16 protein-coding genes and 1 pseudogene are annotated in these 18,882 nt (G+C 66.0%); 10 read left to right on the top strand and 7 right to left on the bottom strand.

Features of this window, described 5'->3' with window-relative positions:
* The first annotated feature begins 3 nt into the window (after positions 1-3).
* From ligA to BVH73_RS00075, 3 genes are all read left to right on the top strand, one after another.
* Complete coding sequence (gene ligA, locus BVH73_RS00085) at positions 4-2,067, top strand: NAD-dependent DNA ligase LigA (protein WP_079414995.1); 2,064 nt, start codon at positions 4-6, stop codon at positions 2,065-2,067.
* 210 nt (positions 2,068-2,277) lie between these two features.
* Positions 2,278-5,553, top strand: a complete 3,276-nt coding sequence (locus tag BVH73_RS00080) for an EAL domain-containing protein (protein ID WP_079414993.1) — start codon at positions 2,278-2,280, stop codon at positions 5,551-5,553.
* Positions 5,534-6,502, top strand: a complete 969-nt coding sequence (locus BVH73_RS00075) for an ROK family protein (RefSeq protein WP_079414991.1) — start codon at positions 5,534-5,536, stop codon at positions 6,500-6,502. The genes BVH73_RS00080 and BVH73_RS00075 overlap by 20 nt, the downstream gene beginning before the upstream one ends.
* On the opposite strand, the gene msrB is transcribed toward BVH73_RS00075, so the two are convergent.
* Together msrB and BVH73_RS00065 are read right to left on the bottom strand one after the other, a co-directional pair.
* A complete protein-coding gene (gene msrB / locus BVH73_RS00070; protein WP_079414989.1) occupies positions 6,466-6,900 on the bottom strand; it encodes a peptide-methionine (R)-S-oxide reductase MsrB in 435 nt (144 codons plus the stop codon). The genes BVH73_RS00075 and msrB overlap by 37 nt on opposite strands.
* Positions 6,901-6,913: 13 nt before the next feature.
* Positions 6,914-8,458, bottom strand: a complete 1,545-nt coding sequence (locus tag BVH73_RS00065) for a protein adenylyltransferase SelO (protein WP_079414987.1) — start codon at positions 8,456-8,458, stop codon at positions 6,914-6,916.
* Between the two features lie 121 nt (positions 8,459-8,579).
* On the opposite strand from BVH73_RS00065, the gene BVH73_RS00060 reads away from it, so the two are divergent.
* The 6 genes from BVH73_RS00060 to BVH73_RS00035 all read left to right on the top strand — a co-directional run bounded on the left by BVH73_RS00060 (position 8,580) and on the right by BVH73_RS00035 (position 12,435).
* Entirely contained in the window at positions 8,580-9,107 is a 528-nt protein-coding gene (locus BVH73_RS00060; RefSeq protein WP_079414985.1) for a methylated-DNA--[protein]-cysteine S-methyltransferase, read from the top strand.
* The gene (gene xerD, locus BVH73_RS00055) at positions 9,100-10,053 is read left to right on the top strand and encodes a site-specific tyrosine recombinase XerD (RefSeq protein ID WP_079414983.1); all 954 of its coding nucleotides are present in this window, start codon (positions 9,100-9,102) and stop codon (positions 10,051-10,053) included. Before BVH73_RS00060 ends, xerD begins: the two co-directional genes overlap by 8 nt.
* Positions 10,054-10,068: 15 nt before the next feature.
* Positions 10,069-10,665, top strand: a complete 597-nt coding sequence (locus BVH73_RS00050; protein WP_079414981.1) for a MarC family protein — start codon at positions 10,069-10,071, stop codon at positions 10,663-10,665.
* Between the two features lie 90 nt (positions 10,666-10,755).
* Positions 10,756-11,256, top strand: a complete 501-nt coding sequence (locus BVH73_RS00045) for a Crp/Fnr family transcriptional regulator (RefSeq protein ID WP_079414979.1) — start codon at positions 10,756-10,758, stop codon at positions 11,254-11,256.
* 10 nt (positions 11,257-11,266) lie between these two features.
* Positions 11,267-11,812: a cysteine hydrolase family protein gene (locus BVH73_RS00040; protein WP_079414977.1), complete on the top strand. Its 546-nt coding sequence runs from the start codon at positions 11,267-11,269 to the stop codon at positions 11,810-11,812.
* Positions 11,813-11,871: 59 nt separating this feature from the next.
* A complete protein-coding gene (locus BVH73_RS00035; RefSeq protein ID WP_079414975.1) occupies positions 11,872-12,435 on the top strand; it encodes a DUF924 family protein in 564 nt (187 codons plus the stop codon).
* 50 nt (positions 12,436-12,485) lie between these two features.
* Here the strand turns inward: BVH73_RS00035 and BVH73_RS00030 are convergent, their stop codons facing one another.
* The 4 genes from BVH73_RS00030 to BVH73_RS00015 form a co-directional block, all read right to left on the bottom strand.
* A complete protein-coding gene (locus BVH73_RS00030; RefSeq protein ID WP_079414973.1) occupies positions 12,486-13,376 on the bottom strand; it encodes an EamA family transporter in 891 nt (296 codons plus the stop codon).
* Positions 13,377-13,448: 72 nt separating this feature from the next.
* Positions 13,449-14,279: a ferritin-like domain-containing protein gene (locus tag BVH73_RS00025; protein WP_245800362.1), complete on the bottom strand. Its 831-nt coding sequence runs from the start codon at positions 14,277-14,279 to the stop codon at positions 13,449-13,451.
* A complete protein-coding gene (locus BVH73_RS00020) occupies positions 14,276-15,181 on the bottom strand; it encodes an SPFH domain-containing protein (RefSeq protein ID WP_079414971.1) in 906 nt (301 codons plus the stop codon). The genes BVH73_RS00025 and BVH73_RS00020 overlap by 4 nt, the downstream gene beginning before the upstream one ends.
* Before the next feature lie 44 nt (positions 15,182-15,225).
* Positions 15,226-15,702: an NfeD family protein gene (locus tag BVH73_RS00015; protein ID WP_079414969.1), complete on the bottom strand. Its 477-nt coding sequence runs from the start codon at positions 15,700-15,702 to the stop codon at positions 15,226-15,228.
* A gap of 114 nt (positions 15,703-15,816) precedes the next feature.
* On the opposite strand from BVH73_RS00015, the pseudogene BVH73_RS00010 reads away from it, so the two are divergent.
* Positions 15,817-18,079 (top strand): annotated as a pseudogene (locus BVH73_RS00010) (Orn/Lys/Arg family decarboxylase).
* Between the two features lie 131 nt (positions 18,080-18,210).
* Here the strand turns inward: BVH73_RS00010 and BVH73_RS00005 are convergent.
* Positions 18,211-18,882 carry an ankyrin repeat domain-containing protein gene (locus BVH73_RS00005; protein ID WP_079414967.1) on the bottom strand — a complete coding sequence of 224 codons (672 nt, stop codon included), beginning with the start codon at positions 18,880-18,882 and terminating at the stop codon, positions 18,211-18,213.

Raw genomic sequence — 18,882 nt, 5'->3', positions numbered from 1 at the left:
CTGATGTCCCAGCCGGATCTCTTCGCGCTGCCCGCCGAACGCGCCGCGCAACTGCGTGCCGAGCTGGCCCGCTACGACCATGCCTACTACGTGCTCGACGCGCCGCTGGTGCCCGACGCCGACTACGACGCCCTGTTCCAGGAGCTTCAGCGGCTGGAGGCCGAGCACCCCGCGCTGCGCACGCCCGACTCGCCGACCCAGCGCGTCGGCGGAGCGCCGCTGCCCGAGTTCGCGCCGGTGCGGCATGCCGTACCCATGCTGTCCATCCAGACCGAGACCGACACCACGCCCCAAGGTGCCGCCGCTTTCGACCAGCGCGTGCGCAATCGACTTGGTCTGGGCGACGGCGACCCGGCCGTGATTTACGCGGCCGAGCTCAAATTCGACGGCCTGGCGCTGAGCCTGCGCTACGAACAGGGTCGGCTGGTGCAGGCGGCCACACGCGGCGACGGCGAAACCGGCGAGGACGTGACGCTCAACGTGCGCACCATCCGCAGCGTGCCGCTGCAACTGCGCGGCAATCCGCCTGCCGTGCTCGAGGTGCGCGGCGAGGCCTTGATGAAGCGGGCCGACTTCGAGCGCTACAACGCCCGGCAGCGCGACAAGGGGCTGCCCACGCTGGTCAACCCGCGCAACGGCGCGGCCGGCAGCATCCGCCAGCTCGACCCGGCCATGGCGGCGCAGCGCCCGCTGGCGTTCTACGCCTACGGCTGGGGCGAGATCGTGGGCTGGGCTGACCAGCCCGATACCCACCATGCCATGCTCGATGCGATCGAGGCGCTGGGCCTGCCCGTGGCCAAGCAAAGGGTGCACGGCGCCGGCGCCGGGGTGCTCACCGACTTTCACGCGCGCATTGCCGCGGCGCGCGACAGCCTGCCGTTCGACATCGACGGCGTGGTCTACAAGGTCGACAGCCTGTCGCTGCAGCGCGAACTCGGCTTTCGCAACCGCGAGCCGGTCTGGGCGGTGGCGCACAAATACCCCGCGCAGGAGCGCCGCACCCGGGTGATCGGCATCGATGTGCAGGTGGGCCGCACCGGCAAACTCACGCCGGTGGCCAAGCTGGAGCCCGTGTTCGTCGGCGGGGTGACCGTGACCAACGCCACCCTGCACAACGAGGACGAGGTGCGGCGCAAGGACGTGCGGGTGGGCGACACCGTCATCGTGCGCCGCGCGGGCGATGTCATCCCGGAAGTCGTGGGCGTGGTCGCCGAAGCGCGCCCCGCCGACGTCGGCGAGCCGTTCGATCTGTATCAGCGCCTGGCGGGCCATTGCCCGGTGTGCGGCTCGGCCATCGTGCGCGAGGAGGGCGAGGCCGACTGGCGCTGCACCGGCGGCCTGTTCTGCGCGGCGCAGCGCAAGCAGGCGCTGCTGCACTACGCCAGCCGCCGGGCGATGGACATCGAAGGCCTGGGTGACAAGCTGGTCGATCAGCTCGTCGAGGGCGGCATTGTGCGGGTGCTGCCCGACCTGTACCGCCTGGGCCTGCTCAAGCTCGCCGCGCTCGACCGCATGGCCGAGAAAAGCGCGGCCAATCTGCTGCAGGCGCTCGAAGCCAGCAAATCCACCACCCTGGCCCGGTTTCTTTACGCGCTGGGCATCCGCCATGTCGGCGAAGCGACCGCCAAGGATCTGGCGCGGCACTTCGGCAGCCTGGACGCGATTCTCGATGCCCCCCTCGACGCCTTGCTCGCGGTGCCTGACGTCGGCCCCGTGGTGGCCCAGAGCCTCCGCACCTTCTTCGACCAGCCGCACAACCGCGAGGTCGTCGAGCAGTTGCGCGCCTGCGGGGTGCGCTGGGACGAATCCACACGCGACCACGACGCGCCCAGACCGCTGACCGGCAAAACCCTGGTGCTCACGGGCACCTTGCCCACGCTCAGCCGCGAGGAGGCCAAGGCCCGCATCGAAGCGGCGGGCGGCAAGGTCGCCGGTTCCGTCTCGAAAAAGACCGATTACGTCGTCGCCGGGGCCGAGGCGGGCAGCAAACTCGCCCGCGCGCAAGAGCTGGGGGTGACCGTGCTCGACGAAGACGGCCTGGCCGCCTTGCTTTCGCCCGTCGGCTGAACCCGGTGGCGAATCGGATCGCCACGGCACATGAAAAAGAGCGTCCGGACTTGAATCGTCACAAAATGTGTCGTTGACGAAAGGCGCGCCGTGGCGTCGAAGCCCTGATGGCGGCACGCACTGCGTGCGCCGAAGGCTTGATGCGATGGCCGCAGCGGAGCTTCGGCCGATTCCGGAGCTGCTTTAGGTGCCACTGACGTCCGTACTCCCATGTCCACAGTTTTCGCCTCTGAGGGGCCGACCGATCCGGGGAATGCTCCCGCCTTGGGGCATGCGTCGAGGCCAGTACGGCCTACATCCGGCTTGCAGCACGCCATCGCCGTGGCGCAGAGCCGACTCTTGCTCAGCACCATTCCGATCGGCCTGATCGGCAGTCTGACCATCGCCTATGGCACGGCCTGGGCGCTGCACGGCGAGGTGAGTCCGGGTTCGATCGCCCTTTGGTTGACCCTGCTGACCGCAGAGCATCTCCTGCGCTTCGTTTATTGGCTGATCGCCACACGATCCAACCGGGTGACGCGCCACCCCTTCGGGTCGAGACTGGCGGTGCGCCTGAGCATGCTGTCGTCGGGCTGCACCTGGGGCATGGCGTTGATCCTGGTCTTTCCGGAGCACCAGACCTTCCAGATTTATCTCATGATGATTGCCGTTGGCATCAGTGGCGCCGCGATGGCCGAACTCTCCGCCGATGTCATCAGTGCATTGTTGCTCACCACCCCTGTGCTCGTGCCCACAGTCATCCGGGCGCTGCTCAGCGCCGACCCTTTGCTCGTCGTCATCGGCGCCATGTTGCTGGTCTATTTCCCCTACCTCCTCAACGCGTCCAGACGCACGCAGCAGGCGTTCCTGGACTTGCTGACGCTGCGATTCAGCGCGGAGGAGGAGCTTCGCTACGACCGGTTGACACACCTCCCAAGCCGGGCCGCCCTCGATCAGACCTTGCCCGACATGCTCGCCCGGGCCCGCGCCCAGGGCAGGGCGCTGGCCGTCGGATTTGCCGATCTGGACGATTTCAAACAAGTGAACGACCGCCACGGCCATGGCGCCGGTGATGCCTTGCTGGTGAAACTCGCGCGTCGGTGGCAGGGCGCGCTGGGGCCGGATGAGCAGATCTCGCGGCTGGGCGGCGACGAGTTCGTGTTCGTGCTGGGCGACTTGCCGCGTGAAGACACCATGACGGCGCTGAGCGCAAGGCTGGACCGTCTGCATCAGGCCCTTGAGCGTCCGCTGCCGATTTCATCGGAGATTGCGCTTCCGATGGAAATCACGCTGGGGGTGGCGCTGTATCCGGACGATGGCGACGACCCCGGTCAGTTGCTGCGCGACGCCGATACGGCGATGTATCTCGCCAAGCAGCACAAGCACGACCGCGCAAGCTGGTGGTGGCGGGGCACGACCGCGTCCAACGTGATCGAGACCGAGGTCGGCATCGCCCCCTTCGGCCCGGAAGCCACGGCGGTGCTGGAGCAGGCACAACCCTCCTTCGATCTCGCCGCAGCATCGTTCATCGACGCGTTCTACGACCAACTGCGAGACAACCCGGCCGCCGACCAGATTTTGCACAGTCTCGATGCGGCGGAATTCCATGCGCTGAAAAAAAGCCAACGAGCCCACTTTCACAAACTCATGGAGCCCGGCCTGCCCTCGGAGGCCTTGCGGGACTACAGCGAACGTGTGGGTACCGTGCACGCGCTGTGCGGTGTCGGCGCCACGTCTCTGTCGCAGGCCCTGTCCACCTACCGTCATGTCCTCAGCCGCGAGCTGAACAAGGCGCCCTTGACCGCGCGCAACCGTTATCGTCTTCTGACCCTCGCCGAAGCGAGGCTGCAGCAGGACGTGCAGACGCAGTTGCGGGCGGGCGAAGACCTGGTCAATGCCTACGTCGGTCTTCTGGCCGCGCCGCTGCCCGATCCGGGCGCGCTGTGGGCCGATGCCTCGCGTGATGCGCTGAAAGCGCTGGGCGCGCTCCCAGGCATCCAGGCCGGCATGCTGGTGCGGATGGACTCTCACGGCCAGCTCGTTCTGGAGCAGATCGCGGGGGCAAGGGCCGCCGAGATCGGACGCGCGCTGGCTTCGGCCCTATCACCGCTCGACTTTCAGGGCAGGGAGGGGCAGATGCCGGAAGTCGTGGGCCAGGCCTGGATGTCGCAGAAGATCACGCAGCTCGCGTCGTGTTCGGCCGAGGGCCCCTGCGCAGACTGGTCGGCGCTGGCCCGCAGCCTGCATGTCCGCTCGATGCTGGCCATTCCGCTGGCTGGCCCCGACGGCCACGTGATGGCGGTTCTGGGCGTGTTCGGCGCCTACCCCAACCAGTTTGCCTCGACCTGGGCCATGCAGTGGTCTCACGGACTGCAACGTCACTGGGAAACGGTGTGGGCGCGTTGCCGCGCGTCGCAGCGCACCCTCGTGGTCCCAATCGATGTGGCGCAGACCTATCGCACCCGTGTGCTGTCCGGCGGGCTGCGCATGGCCATGCAGCCCATCGTGAACCTGCAGACCGGGCGGATTGCCAAAATGGAGGCGCTGGCCCGCCTGGAGATGCCGGGTGGGCACATGGTGCCTCCGGCCGAATTCATTCCCCTGCTGGGCGACGCCGAACTCTCGGGGGTGTTCCGCCAGGGCCTTTCTCAGACCCTGGGGTATCTGCGGCAATGGGACAGCCATGGACTGCAACTCGACGTGAGCATCAACCTGCCGCCCTCGGCGCTGCGCGATCCGGACTGCGTGCACTGGGTCAACCAGGCTTTGCAGACGTATGGCTTCGCCCCGCAACGGCTGACGCTGGAAATTCTCGAAACCCAGGAACTCGATCTCGATCAGCAAACCCCCATGCTTTCGGCCATGCGCGCCTTGGGCGTGCGTCTGGCCATGGACGATCTGGGCTCCGGCTACAGCAGCATCTATCGCCTGTCCGCCCTGCCGTTCGACACCATCAAGATCGACCAGAATCTCTTGGCGGGGCTCTACGACAACCCGCTTCAGACCATCACCCTGGTGGGTACGCTGGCCTTGATGGGGCTGGATCTGGGACGCGAGGTGGTTGTCGAGGGGCTGGAAGATCTGGGCATGATCGAGGCTGCGGCAGTGCTCGGTGCCCAGTACGGTCAGGGTTATGGATTGAGTCGGCCCATGCCGGCCAGCGAGGTGAAGGACTGGGTCGGCCGCTTCACGCTGCCCATTGCGCCGAGTGCCGCGGTCATTCGCACCGCGGCCGGTGCACTGGCCTACCACTGGCGCTTCGTCCATCCGGGCACGGGGCGATACCCCACCGATGTGGCGACATGTCCGATCGGCGTTTACCTGCGCGACAATCAGGTCGATGCGCACGTTCTAGAGCTGCATCACCGCACACACGGCGCCGCGACGGATCCTGAAGCGGCACAACAGCTGACCGACTGGCTGGCTGCGCGCCTTCAAAGTGTCGGCAGTTCAAAGTCGGCGAGTTCAAACAGCCAACACCCCATTCATGGCCGATCCACATCCTGACGCCTTGCTCGGCCTCGACCTTGGCGGCACCAAGATCGAGGTGGCGGCGCTGGATGCGCAAGGCCGCTTTGTGCTGCGCGAGCGCCGCCCGACGCCTCAGAGCGATTACGCCGCAACCTTGCGCGTGATGGGCGAACTGGTCGCCCAGGCTGATCGGGCCTTGGCCGGGCCGACTCCGCGCCCCGTCGGCGTGGCCATTCCCGGCTCGCTGTCGCCGCTCAGCGGGCGCATCCGCAACGCCAATTCCACCGTGCTGAACGGCAGACCGCTGCAGCGCGACCTCGAAGACCTGCTCGGCCGCCCGGTGCGGCTGCACAACGATGCCAACTGCCTGGCGATCAGCGAGGCGATCGATGGCGCCGGTCAGGACGCGCGCATGGTGTTCGCAGTCATTCTGGGCACGGGCTCCGGCGCCGGGCTGGCCATCGACGGTGCCGACTGGCTGGGCCGTAACGCGGTGGCGGGAGAGTGGGGGCACAATCCGCTGCCCTGGCCGAGGCGGTCTCAGGCGTGGCGCGAGTTGCCCGGGCCGACGTGCTGGTGCGGCCTGCAGGGCTGCATCGAGACCTGGCTGAGCGGGCCGGGCCTGGCCGCCGACCATGCGGCGCACACCGGGCGGCACGGATCGGCCCAAGAGCTGATCGCCGCCATGCGCGGGGGCGATGCGGCCGCGCGCGCCAGTTTCATCCGCTATGCCGACCGGCTCGCGCGTGCGCTGGCGCAGGTCATCAATCTGCTCGATCCGGACGTCATCGTGCTGGGCGGCGGCATGAGCAACGTCGTCGAGCTGTATGAGGAAGTGCCGCGCCGTTGGGGCGCCTGGGTATTCTCCGACGCGGTGCACACCCGGCTGCGTCCGGCACAGCACGGCGACTCTTCCGGGGTGCGCGGCGCAGCGTGGCTGTGGCGCGATCAGGCGCCCGTGGAACCGCCCTTATCGTCACCCTGACGGTCGGCGAAGTCGAGCGCGGCCGAATTGATGCAGTAGCGCAGCCCCGTGGGGTTGGGGCCGTCGGGGAAGACATGGCCTAGGTGGGCGCCGCAGGGTCCGCACTGCACTTCGGTACGCACCATGCCGTGACTGATGTCGCTGACCTCGCGGATGACGGCCTGGGCGGTGGGCTGCCAGAAGCTGGGCCAGCCGCTGCCCGACTCGTACTTGGTGCGCGAATCGAACAGCGGCGTGCCGCAGCAGACGCAGCGATAGACGCCGTCGCCGTGATGGTCCCAGTACAGGCCGGTGAACGGGGGCTCCGTGGCGCTGCAACGCGTCACGCGGTACTGATCTTCGGTGAGTTTGCTGCGCCACAGGGCATCGTTGGCGTCGCTGGGAGTCGGCTTGGACATGGAGTGTCTCCTTTCAGGAAGAGCAGGACAGGCAGGCGGGCGGCGCATGCTCGGGCGGTGGCTCGGTGTAGTGCGGGGGCACGGCTCCGGCATCGAAGGGCCGCTCCAGTGCGCGCAACAGACGCCGCACTTCGTCGAAGTCGCCGACCTCGGCCTGGGCGATGGCGGCCTGCGCCAGATGATGACGCAGCACGACAAGCGGGTTGACCGCGTTCATCGCCGCCGCGCGCTCGGCATCGTCACGCGGTTCGCTGCGCAGGCGTTCGCGGTAGCGGGCAACCCAGTCGGCCAGACGCTGCGGCTCGCGCTGGCCTTGCGCGGCGAGGGCAGGGGGGATGGGGGCGCGCGCGTCGGCGGCGAGCTGGGCGAGATGGCGGAAGCTCAGCGTCCAGTCACTGTGGTTGGCTTCCAGCGTGTCGAGCAGCGCCTGGAACAGATCGCCGTCTTCGGGCCTAAGCTGCGTGAGACCGAGCTTGGCCGCAAGCTGGCGCTGCATGGCCTGCACATACGTCGGGCGGAAGGTGTTCACTACGTCCAGCGCGGATTCGGGCACGTCGATCAGGGGCAGCAGCGCCTGGCCCAGCGCCAGCAGATTCCAGTGGGCAATGGCTGGCTGCCGTCCGTAGGCATAGCGCCCGCCGCGATCGGTGGTGTTGGGCGTGTGCAGCGGGTCGTAGGCGTCGAGAAAGGCGAAGGGGCCGTAGTCGAGGGTCCAGCCGAGGATGGACATATTGTCGGTATTCATCACGCCGTGGATGAAACCGACCGCCTGCCACTGGGCGATGAGCTGCGCGGTGCGGTCCACCACCCATTGCAACAGCGCCAGGGCCGGCTGCGGCGCGTCGGCGCAGGCCGGGGCATGGCGCGCAATCACCCAGTCGCACAGTTGCCTGAGCTGCTCGGTCTGCCCGGTGTAGCTGAAGTGCTCGAAGTGGCCGAACCGCACGAAGCTCGGCGACAGCCGGGTGACCATGGCCGCGGTTTCGATGCGCTCGCGGCGCACCGGCCGGCTGGAGCCCACCAGACACAGCGCACGCGTGGTGGGTATGCCTAGCGCCGCCATGGCCTCGGAGCACAGAAACTCGCGAATGGAGGAACGCAGCACCGCCCAGCCGTCGCCCATGCGTGAAAACGGCGTGCGCCCGCTGCCCTTGAACTGCACTTCCCAGGCGGCACCGCTGCCGCCATGTCGGCCGCCGCCGGCGTCGGGCCAGTCGCCCAGCAGCAGGGCCCGGCCGTCGCCGAGTTGCCCGGCCCAGTTGCCGAACTGATGCCCGGCGTACACGGTGGCGCGGCTGCCGTCGCGGATGGCCGCGACGTGCCCGCCAAAGGCGAGCGCCCAGTCATGTTCGTCTGCGGCATCGCGGGGCGGTGACAGCCCGACGAGTGCGGCGGCTGGGGCGCTGCTGGCCACCAGAACGGGGTCGGGCAGGGGGCTGACCGCCACGGGTACGCTGAAAGCATCGCCCAGCGTGGCGAAGTCCTGCGTCAAAGGCGGCCACGCCCGCCCAGTCAGCGCGGGCGTGGGCGAGTCGAGATCCAGAGCGGTCGGCATCATGCTCGTATTCTCGGAGAAAGCCGGTGTCCGGGTGGGCATCGGGGTATCCTCTGCCTCGATCCCAGCCGACTCCTGGGGGTGCACAACAGCCCTTGTCGCATGTCCGTCCGAGGTGTTTGTCATGTCGTCCACCCCAAACCCGAACCCACCCGTGCCCGCCACCCCAGACGCCGTCATTGCCCTGCCGTTTGGCCGTATGGGGCTGTTCTGCAGCCCGCATGCCGTGCTGCATCTGGCCTATCTTCCACCGGATACCCCTCTCATCCCGCCCGCCGGGGCGCTCTGCCGTGAACTGGCTGCGCAGTTGCAGGCCTATGCCGCCGACCCGTCGCATCGCTTCGATCTTCCGCTGGCGACAGCGGGCACGGCCTATCAGCAGCGGGTGTGGGCACTATTGCGGCAGATCCCGCCGGGCCAGACCCGCACCTATGGCGATGCCGCTGCCGAGCTGCGCAGTGCGGCGCGCGCGGTGGGACAGGCCTGCGCGGAGAATCCGTTCGCGCCCATCGTGCCGTGTCATCGCATCGTGGCGCGGGGCGGTCTGGGCGGGTTTGCCCATTCCACGGCCGAGTCGGGGTATCTGCTCGGCATCAAGCGCTGGCTGCTGCAGCACGAAAGCCGCCTGGCCCCTTTTTTTGCTCATGCCTGAAACACCAGTCCACCGCGATTGGCCGCCGGCGCCCCCAGCCTGCGCCGCCGTGATCGAGCGGTTCTGCGAAGCCCTCTGGCTGGAAGATGGCCTGTCATCCAACACCCTGGCAGCCTATCGGCGCGATCTCACCCTGATGGCGCGCTGGCTGGCGTTTTCGCGCCGTCCACCCTTGGTCGAGGCTGCCATGCGCGACATCCAGGCTTATATCGCGGCGCGCTTCGTGCAAAGCAAGGCCACGTCGTCCAATCGCCGCCTGGTGGTGTTGCGCCGGTTTTTCCGCTGGGCCCTGCGCGAGCGTCTGCGTAGCGACGATCCCACCCTGCAGCTCGATACGGCGCGCCAGCCGCCGCGCCGCCCCAAGACCTTGAGCGAGGCCCAGGTCGAGGCCCTGATCGCCGCGCCCGATGTGAACACCCCGCTGGGCCTGCGAGACCGCGCCATGCTCGAACTCCTTTACGCCAGCGGCTTGCGCGTGAGCGAGCTGGTGGCGCTGCCCGTGATTCGCCTGTCGCTCAACGAGGGCGTGGTGCAGATCTCGGGCAAGGGCGGCAAGGAAAGGCTGGTGCCGTTCGGCGCCGCCGCGCAGGACTGGCTGCAGAACTATCTGCGCACCGCGCGTCACGCGCTGCTGCAGGGGCGGGACAGCCCCTTCCTGTTCGTCACCGCCCGCAGCGGGCAGAGCGCCCGCGAAGCCGTCGGCATGACCCGGCAGATGTTCTGGATGCGGCTCAAGACCTACGCGAACCAGGCCGGCATCGACGTGCCGCTTTCGCCCCACACCCTGCGCCATGCCTTCGCCACGCACCTGCTCAACCACGGCGCCGATCTGCGTGTGGTGCAATTGCTGCTCGGCCATGCCGATATTTCGACCACGCAGATCTATACCCACATCGCGCGCGAGCGGCTCAAGACCCTCCACGCCCGCCACCATCCCCGCGCCTGAGACGCGCCTTTCATCATGGCCAACGACGACTTCTGGTCCGCCTTCGTCTTGCTTCTGCTGATTCTCGACCCGTTCGGAAATCTGCCTTTTTTCATTGCCGTCATGCGCAAGCTGCCGCCCAAACGTCGGTTGCCCGTGGCCGTGCGCGAGATCGGCATCGCCTACGTGGTGCTGCTCGCCTTCATGTTCGGCGGGCATGGGTTTCTCAAACTGATGAATCTCAGCCAGCCCTCGATCGAAGTGGCCGGCGGTGTCATCCTGCTGCTGGTGGCGATCAAGATGATTTTTTCCACGACCTCCGAAATCTTCGGCGGCGAAGGCGGACGCGAGCCGCTGATCTTTCCGCTCGCGGTGCCGCTGCTCGCCGGGCCTTCGGCGCTGGCCACGGTGCTGCTGCTCGCCTCGCGCCAGCCGGGCGAAATCTGGACCTGGGTCGGGGCGCTGAGTTCCGCCGTGGCGCTGACCGGCGGGCTGCTGCTGATGAGCGAAACCCTGCTCAAGTGGCTGGGCGACTCGGTGATGAACGCCGCCGAAAAGCTCATGGGCCTCATCCTCACCGCCATTGCCGTCAACATGCTGCTCTCGGGCATTCGCAGTTACTTCGGGCTGTGAATGCCGCGCTTTGAAAACGGCATCGCGGCCGATACGATAGTCAGCTGATTCGATGTGCCACCGACTTTTCCACTCTGAAGAACCCCTCTCATGGAACGCCTGACCATCACCACGGAAGACCGCGACGCCCTGGCGCATTTCCTCAGCCAACTCGTTGACACCAGCATCCTCACCCGTCGCGAGATCCACGACTTTCTCGACTACTGCGATCTCATGGCGCCGAAGAAAGGCGAGGTCATCGCCGACATCGGCCAGGTGGGGGAGAGTCTGTTCTTCGTGCTCGAAGGCCAGGGCTGCCTGATGGCGCAACTGCCCGAGAACGAGATGGAAATCGGCAAGATCCAGCCCGGCGAGATGCTGGGCGAAATGAGCTTCTTCGACCGCAAGCCGCGCGAAGTTCGCCTGCGCGCCGGCGAAGACACCCGCCTGCTTCGCATCAGCCGCCGCATGTACGACCGCCTGCGCCTGGAGCGCCCGCTGCTCGCCGTGCTGCTGCTGGAGGTGGCCATCATCAGTCTCGACCACCTCTATCGCCGCACGTCTTCCGACATGGCGCAGCTCAACCGCTACATCCACCGCACGGGGCGGTGAGGAGCCCGCCATGACCGCCACGACTGCGCTTCTCGTCATTGACATGCAGTGGGCGCTGTGTGAGGGCGAGGAACAGGCCCATGACGCCGCGGGCCTCATCAGCCGGATCAATGGATTGATGGCACGCGCCGATGACGCCAAGGTTCCCGTCATTTGCATTCAGCATGAAGAGGCGCAGGGAAGCTTGCAACACGGATCACCGGGTTGGGCACTGGATTCGAGACTGGCCGTTCCAGCGACGGCCATGCGACTTCGGAAGACCACGCCTGACTCCTTTCACCTCACCGATTTGCATGCAGTCCTTGAGGAGCTTGGGATCAAGCATGTGATCGTGTGCGGTCTGCAAAGCAACTATTGCGTAGATACCACGGTGCGAAGAGCGCTGGCTTTGGGCTTTCCGGTCACCCTGGTGGCAGATGGCCACTCCACCGTTGACAACAGTGTTCTGAAGGCACCTCAGATTTCAGCGCATCACAACGCGACGCTGTCGAGTATGTCGAGCTTCGGACCTCGGGTGACCCTTCAGCCAGCCAAGGAGATCTCATTCGGCGTTTAGATTTGAAGGCCGAACACAGACGCCTCGTTGAAGCTGCAACATCTTCACCTCTAAGAGCCATGAACGTGCACGAGAAGGGAGTTCCAGGGTTGGACGACGTCCTGTCTTTCTGGTTCGAAGCGAGCCAGCCCGAGCAGTGGTTCAAGGTCGATCCGGCCTTCGACGCGCTGCTCCGCACGCGCTTCGGTGCGCTGCATGAACAGGCGTGTCGCTGTGAGCTGTTTGCCTGGCGGCGCATGCCCGAAGGGCGACTGGCCGAGATCATCGTGCTCGATCAGTTTTCGCGCAATCTTCACCGCGGCTCCGCAGCCGCTTTTGCCAACGACGCGCTCGCCCTCGCCCTGGCGCAAGAGGCCGTGGCCTGCGGGGCGGATACAACCTTGCCGCCGCCGCGCCGCACCTTTCTCTACACGCCCTATATGCATAGCGAGTCGCGTGTGGTGCATGGCGAGGCCGAGCGCCTGTTCCGCGAGAACGGCCAGCCTCGCAACCTCGATTTCGAGCTTCGCCACAAAGCCATCATCGACCGCTTCGGCCGCTACCCGCACCGCAATGCCGTACTCGGTCGGGAGTCGACGCCGGAAGAGTTGGACTTTCTCCAGCAGCCCGGCAGCCGTTTCTGATCTGGCGGGGGCTGTTGACGCGGTAAACGCTGGCTGCGCCTTGGCGGGACTCAGGTTCGGACCACGATCCGCGCGATCCATCCCCGCAACCTACTGGCGAACTGATTGAGCGTGAGGCCGGCCAGGACGAGGACGCCGGCCGTCACTTTCCAGGGCTCCATGCCCTCGTGCAGGACCAGGGTGCCCGACAGCATGCCCGCAACCGGCACGAGCAGCGCGAAGGGTGCGACCTGTGAGGCAGGGTAGCGCCGCATCAGCATGGACCAGATGCCGAAACCCAGCAGGGTGTTGGGGTAGGACTGGAACAGCACGGTGGCCCAGGACAGGGTATTCATCGCGCCCAGCGCCACGGCCATCGACCGCGGCCCTTCGACGAGCAGGGCGGTGGCGAACAGGGGCGGCACGGCGATCAGGCTGCCCCAGACCACCAGCGACATGGGATGGACCGCTTTCATCTGCTTGGTCAACACGTTGGCCACGGCCCAAGCGACTGCCGCACCGACCACCAGCATCAGGCCGATAAGGGTCGAAGGCGTATCCAGATGCCAGGCCACGATGCCCATGCCGGCCAGCGCAATGCCGGCGCCGAACAGTTGCGTGAACCTTGCTTTCTCCTTGAGCAGCCACCAGGCCAGCCCGATGGTGAAAAAGGCCTGGAGTTGAATGACCAGCGACGACAACCCGGCTGGCATGCCTAGCTTCATGCCAACGAACAGCAGCCCGAACTGCACGGCGAACTGCATCAGTCCCCAACCGACCAGCAGTTCCCAGCGCACGGCGGGGCGGGGCACGAAGAACACCAGGGGAAGCGCCGCGAAGATGAATCGCAAGGTGGTGAAAAACAAGGGCGGCATGCCTTGCAGGCCGATCTTGATCACCACGAAGTTGAAGCCCCAGATGGTGACGGCCAGGACGGCGAGCAGGATGTGAGCGAAGCGCATGGAGGTTGAAACGAAGGAAGGAGGCCGACGAACGGCCTAGGCAGGCGAAGCAGGCGCCTCGGCCGCTCTGGGTCAGCACCCTTGTTCCAGGGCCTGGAGTTCCTGCGGGCTGAACCCGGCGAGCAAGCGGGCTTCGCGGTTGAAGGGCGGCTTCATGCGCGGCGCATCGTAATCGGCTGTGAGGGCCTCGAATGCGGCGATGGGGTCGCGGCCGCCGCGCTGGCAGGCCCAGTGGTACCAGCGATTGCCCACGGCAACGTGGCCGATTTCATCGGCGAGGATGCGGTCGAGAATCTGCGCGCCGCGCAGGTCGCCGGCTGCCGCGAGTTTGGCGCGGATGCTGGGGTTCACGTCCAGCCCCCGGGCTTCCAGCGTACGGGGCACCAGGGCCATGCGGGCCAGCAGATCCGCGGCGGTTTTCTCGGCCATGTCCCACAAGCCGTTGTGCGCCGGGAAGTCGCCGTAGCGGCTGCCCTGGTCGTGGAGATGCTCGCGCAGCAGCGTGAAATGTTCGGCCTCCTCCGCGGCCACCTTGATCCAGTCGCGGTAGAACGTCTCGGGCAGGTCTGGAAAACGCCATACGGCGTCGAGCGCCAGGTTGATGGCGTTGAACTCGATGTGGGCGATGGCGTGCAGCAAGGCCGAGTGGCCCCTGGAGTCGCGCGGATTGCGGCGCGGCATCTGCTGAGCGGGAATCAAGACTGGCTGATCGGGACGGCCGGGGAGGGTGGCACCTGCCTCCGGCCGCAGCGGAGCGGCAGGATCGATGCGCACCCGTCCCGCCTGCGCATCGGCTTGCAGGGCCAGGGTCTGCGCCACCTTCTGTGCGGGGTCGCGCGCGCAGAGCGCGGCAAGCGCGAGGGCCCGCGCGCAAGGCAGCGCGGAGGTTTCGGCAAGGCTCACTGCGTCTTCTTCAAGACGGTCATGGCCGAGGCGATGAGGCCAGCCGCCTGGCTCATATCGCCAGGCACGATCAGGGTGGTGCTCGACTTGGCAAGATTGGCATAGGTATCCAGTCCCTGCTGCGCGATCTTGAGCTGGACGGCGTCGGCACCGCCGGGCGTCTGAATGGCCGCGGCCACGACCTCCAGCGCGTGCGCCGTGGCATTGGCCACGGCCTCGATGGCGGCGGCTTCGCCCTGGGCGGTGTTGATGGCAGCTTGCCGCTCGCCTTCGGATCGGGCGATGAAAGCCTGGCGCTCTCCTTCGGCCACGTTGATGGCCTGCTGGCGGGCGCCTTCGGACGTGGCGATCACGGCGCGCTTTTCACGCTCGGCGGTGATCTGGCGCTGCATGGCATGCAGGATTTCGTTGGGTGGCGTGAGGTCCTTGATTTCGTAGCGCAGCACTTTCACGCCCCAGGTGGCGGCGGCTTCGTCGAGCGCGTTGACCACGCTGTGATTGATGAACTCGCGCTCTTCGAAGGTCTTGTCGAGTTCGAGCTTGCCGACCACCGAGCGCAGCGTGGTCTGCGCGAGTTGGGTGATCGCAATGATGTAGTTGGACGAGCCGTAGCTGGCGCGCATGGCATCGGTCACCTGAAAGTAAAGCACGCCATCCACGGTGAGCTGGGTGTTGTCCTTGGTGATGCAGACCTGGCTGGGCACGTCGAGGGGAATCTCTTTGAGCGAATGCTTGTAGGCCACGCTGTCGATGAAGGGAATGATGATGTTCAGCCCGGGTTGCAGTGTGGAGTGATAACGCCCCAGACGCTCCAGAATCCAGGCGTTTTGCTGCGGCACGATCTTGATGCCGCGACTGATGAACAGCACAGCGATGACGGCCAGGATGATGGCGATTTCCATGGAAAGGGTCTCCGAGGGTGTGTTGTGGTGTCGGCAGGCCGGAATCAGCCAGCCGGATGTTGGGCGTGGACGTCCGCCGGGCCATGCTGACCCGCGCCTGGCAGTGGCTCGATCAGCAGCACATTGCCGTCCTGACCGGCAATGCGGTGAGGGCCGCTATGCAGCGGGCCGCGCCGCATCAGCCGCGCCGACCAGTCGGAGCCGCGGTAATGCACCCGGGCGACGCCATCGGCCGACCAGGCCGACACGTCCACCGTGGCGCCGAGATCGAGATTGTCGTGCCGCGCATCCTCCGGGGTGCGTCGGCCGAGCATGCGACGACCCAGATAGAGCGCGATGACCGCTCCTCCGCCCACCACCGTGAAGGCCAGCCAATGCCCCGCAGGCGCAAGCCCCGCATGGGCGGCCAGGGCGCCCGCCACGGCGCCGATGGCCAGCATGAGCAGATAAAAGGTGCCGCTGACCAGTTCCATGGCGACGAAGAAACCGGCCAGAATCCACCAGGCGGTCGGGTTGTCCATCTCGGGTGCTCCCTTTCGTGGCGCGAAGCTGGGCGCTTCACTCAGCGCTTTACTCAGCGATTCACGCAGATTACCTAAACTGTGCCACTTTATTCCTTCCGCGCCGGAGCCGTCATGCACTTTCGCTTTCCCATTGTCATCATCGACGAGGACTTCCGTTCGGAAAACTCCTCAGGCCTCGGCATCCGGGCGCTGGCGCAGGCCATCGAGAAGGAAGGCATGGAGGTGCTGGGCGTGACGAGTTATGGCGATCTTTCGAGCTTCGCGCAGCAGCAAAGCCGGGTCAGCGCCTTCATACTCTCCATCGACGACGAGGAGTTCACCACGGCGGAGGAGGGCGTGGAGGCGGCCGCGCTGCATTCGCTGCGCGCCTTCATCGAGGAGATTCGCTTTCGCAACGCCGAGATTCCCATCTATCTGTACGGCGAAACGCGCACCTCGGGGCATATTCCCAATGACATCCTGCGCGAGCTGCATGGTTTCATCCACATGTTCGAGGACACGCCCGAGTTCGTGGCGCGTCACATCATCCGCGAGGCGCGGGCCTATATGGAGTCGCTCGCGCCGCCCTTTTTCCGCGCGCTCACGGGCTATGCGGCCGACGGCTCCTACTCGTGGCACTGCCCGGGGCACTCGGGAGGCGTCGCCTTTCTGAAGAGCCCCGTGGGGCAGATGTTCCACCAGTTCTTCGGCGAAAACCTGCTGCGTGCCGACGTGTGCAACGCGGTGGAAGAACTCGGCCAGCTGCTCGATCACACCGGACCGGTGGCCGCCAGCGAGCGCAACGCCGCGCGCATTTTCCACGCCGATCATCTGTTTTTCGTCACCAACGGCACCTCCACTTCGAACAAGATGGTGTGGCACTCCACCGTGGCGCCGGGCGACGTGGTGGTGGTGGACCGCAACTGCCACAAGTCCATCCTGCACGCCATCATCATGACCGGCGCGCTGCCGGTGTTCCTCACCCCGACGCGCAATCATTACGGCATCATCGGGCCGATCCCCTGGCCGAGTTCCACCCTGACAACATCGCGCGCAAGATCGCGCTCAATCCGCTCACGCGGCATCTGGCCGGCAAGGTCAAGCCGCGGGTTCTCACCCTCACCCAGTCGACCTACGACGGCGTGCTCTACAACGTCGATGCCATCAAACAACTGCTTGACGGCCACATCGACACCCTGCATTTCGACGAAGCCTGGCTGCCGCACGCCTGCTTCCACGACTTCTATCGCGGCATGCACGCCATCGGCCCCGACCGCGAGCGCACCCAGGAAGCCATGGTGTTCTCTACCCAATCGACGCACAAGCTGCTTGCGGGTCTGAGCCAGGCCTCGCAGATCCTGGTGCAGAACGCGCAGAAACCAGCAGCTCGACTTCCATCGCTTCAATGAGGCGTATCTGATGCACAGTTCCACCTCGCCGCAGTACGCCATCATTGCGTCCTGCGATGTGGCCGCGGCCATGATGGAGCCGCCGGGCGGCACCGCGCTGGTCGAAGAGAGCATTCTGGAAGCCATGAACTTCCGCCGCGCCATGCGCAAGGTCGATGCCGATTACGGCCAGGACTGGTGGTTCAAGGTCTGGGGGCCGGACGCGCTGGCGGAGGAGGGCACCGGCGAGCGCGACGACTGGCTGTTGCATGCCCAGGACGGCTGGCACGGCTTCGGCGCCGTGGCCGATGGCTTCAATATGCTCGATCCCATCAAGTCGACCATCGTCACGCCAGGACTGAACATCAATGGCGACTTCGACGCCACCGGCATTCCGGCCGCCATCGTCACCCGGTTCCTGGCCGAGCATGGCGTGATTGTCGAGAAGACCGGGCTCTACAGCTTCTTCATCATGTTCACCATCGGCATCACGAAAGGCCGCTGGAACACCCTGGTCACGGCGCTGCAGCAGTTCAAGGACGACTACGACCGCAACCAGCCGCTGTGGCGCATCCTGCCTGAGTTCGTGGCGCAGAATCCGCGCTACGAACGCATCGGTCTGCGCGATCTCTGCCAGCAGATCCACGAGGCCTACCGTGCCCAGGACGTGGCCCGTCTGACCACCGAGATGTATCTCTCCGATCTGCAGCCGGCCATGACGCCGACCGAGGCTTACGCCAAGATGGCGCACCGCGAGATCGAGCGCGTGGAGATCGACCAGCTCGAAGGGGCATCACGGCGCGCTGGTCACGCCGTATCCGCCCGGCATTCCGCTGCTCATTCCGGGCGAGCGTTTCAACGCCCCCATCATGCGCTACCTGCAGTTCGCCCGCGACTTCAATCTTCGCTTCCCTGGATTTGCCACCGACGTGCATGGGCTGGTGACCGAAACCGATGCCAGCGGGAACAAGCGCTATTTCGTGGACTGCGTGATCAACACGGCCTGAGATCGGGGCGGACGGGGCGGTAGACAGGAGCCGCCGCCTCGTCAGGTTATCGCAAGGCTATCTCATTCATTTTACATAATGCACATATGTTCATCTTTAAGCTGGGCCAGGGGCACGCCGTTCGCCGTCCATCACCAGCTTCCCTTGGGACGATCCTTGCCCATGGCCCTGGCAATCATGTCGGCGATGTCTTTGTGATGCATATTCGTGGCCAGCGTCAGTGCCGTGTAGCCCATGGCATTCTTCAGATTGGGGTCGGCACCTTCGTCCAGCAACAGCTTGACCGTGCTGTCGTACCCAAAATACGCGGCCATCATCAGCGACGTCGAGCCATTGGGCGCTGCGGCATCGATGTAGGCGGCGTGATCGAGCAGATACTTGACGATCTCGGTGCGGCCCCGGGTTGCGGCGTAGGACAGCGGCGTCCAGCCCGGCTTGTTGATCTCGGCGCCTTTGTCGACCATCATCTTCACGATACCCAGATCGCCTTGCAGGCAGGCGATCATCATGGCGTTCTCGTCAGACGGGTTGAGCTGGTTCAGGCGGATGTGCGGGTCGTCGATCAAGACCTGCGCCACTTTGAGCGACTTGTAGCGCAAGGCCAGATACAGCGCCGAATTGCCCTTGGCATCTACCGCGTTGGGATCGAAACCCTTGGCCAGCAGGCTGCGCACCGCACCGGCGTCGTCAATATTGACGGCGCGGAAAAAATCGGTGTACGCGCCGGCGTGCGCCCACGGTCCCGCGCTGGCGAGCAGCACGGCCGCGGTCGATTGCACGAAAAAACGGCGGGAATGATTCAT

It is taken from the genome of Thiomonas intermedia, from assembly GCF_002028405.1.
Lineage (GTDB): Bacteria > Pseudomonadota > Gammaproteobacteria > Burkholderiales > Burkholderiaceae_C > Thiomonas > Thiomonas intermedia.
This window is presented reverse-complemented; position numbering and strand designations above follow the sequence as displayed.

Bases quoted from the DNA above. Each gene is read 5' to 3' on its own strand.
- xerD (WP_079414983.1), top strand. From the start codon at position 9,100: ATGCCTGAAACACCAGTCCACCGCGATTGGCCGCCGGCGCCCCCAGCC.
- BVH73_RS00075 (WP_079414991.1), top strand. From the start codon at position 5,534: ATGGCCGATCCACATCCTGACGCCTTGCTCGGCCTCGACCTTGGCGGC.
- BVH73_RS00065 (WP_079414987.1), bottom strand. From the start codon at position 8,458: ATGATGCCGACCGCTCTGGATCTCGACTCGCCCACGCCCGCGCTGACT.
- BVH73_RS00040 (WP_079414977.1), top strand. From the start codon at position 11,267: ATGACCGCCACGACTGCGCTTCTCGTCATTGACATGCAGTGGGCGCTG.
- BVH73_RS00020 (WP_079414971.1), bottom strand. From the start codon at position 15,181: ATGGAAATCGCCATCATCCTGGCCGTCATCGCTGTGCTGTTCATCAGT.
- BVH73_RS00050 (WP_079414981.1), top strand. From the start codon at position 10,069: ATGGCCAACGACGACTTCTGGTCCGCCTTCGTCTTGCTTCTGCTGATT.
- BVH73_RS00035 (WP_079414975.1), top strand. From the start codon at position 11,872: ATGAACGTGCACGAGAAGGGAGTTCCAGGGTTGGACGACGTCCTGTCT.
- ligA (WP_079414995.1), top strand. From the start codon at position 4: ATGTCCCAGCCGGATCTCTTCGCGCTGCCCGCCGAACGCGCCGCGCAA.
- BVH73_RS00005 (WP_079414967.1), bottom strand. From the start codon at position 18,882: ATGAATCATTCCCGCCGTTTTTTCGTGCAATCGACCGCGGCCGTGCTG.
- BVH73_RS00015 (WP_079414969.1), bottom strand. From the start codon at position 15,702: ATGGACAACCCGACCGCCTGGTGGATTCTGGCCGGTTTCTTCGTCGCC.
- BVH73_RS00060 (WP_079414985.1), top strand. From the start codon at position 8,580: ATGTCGTCCACCCCAAACCCGAACCCACCCGTGCCCGCCACCCCAGAC.
- BVH73_RS00080 (WP_079414993.1), top strand. From the start codon at position 2,278: ATGTCCACAGTTTTCGCCTCTGAGGGGCCGACCGATCCGGGGAATGCT.
- msrB (WP_079414989.1), bottom strand. From the start codon at position 6,900: ATGTCCAAGCCGACTCCCAGCGACGCCAACGATGCCCTGTGGCGCAGC.
- BVH73_RS00030 (WP_079414973.1), bottom strand. From the start codon at position 13,376: ATGCGCTTCGCTCACATCCTGCTCGCCGTCCTGGCCGTCACCATCTGG.
- BVH73_RS00045 (WP_079414979.1), top strand. From the start codon at position 10,756: ATGGAACGCCTGACCATCACCACGGAAGACCGCGACGCCCTGGCGCAT.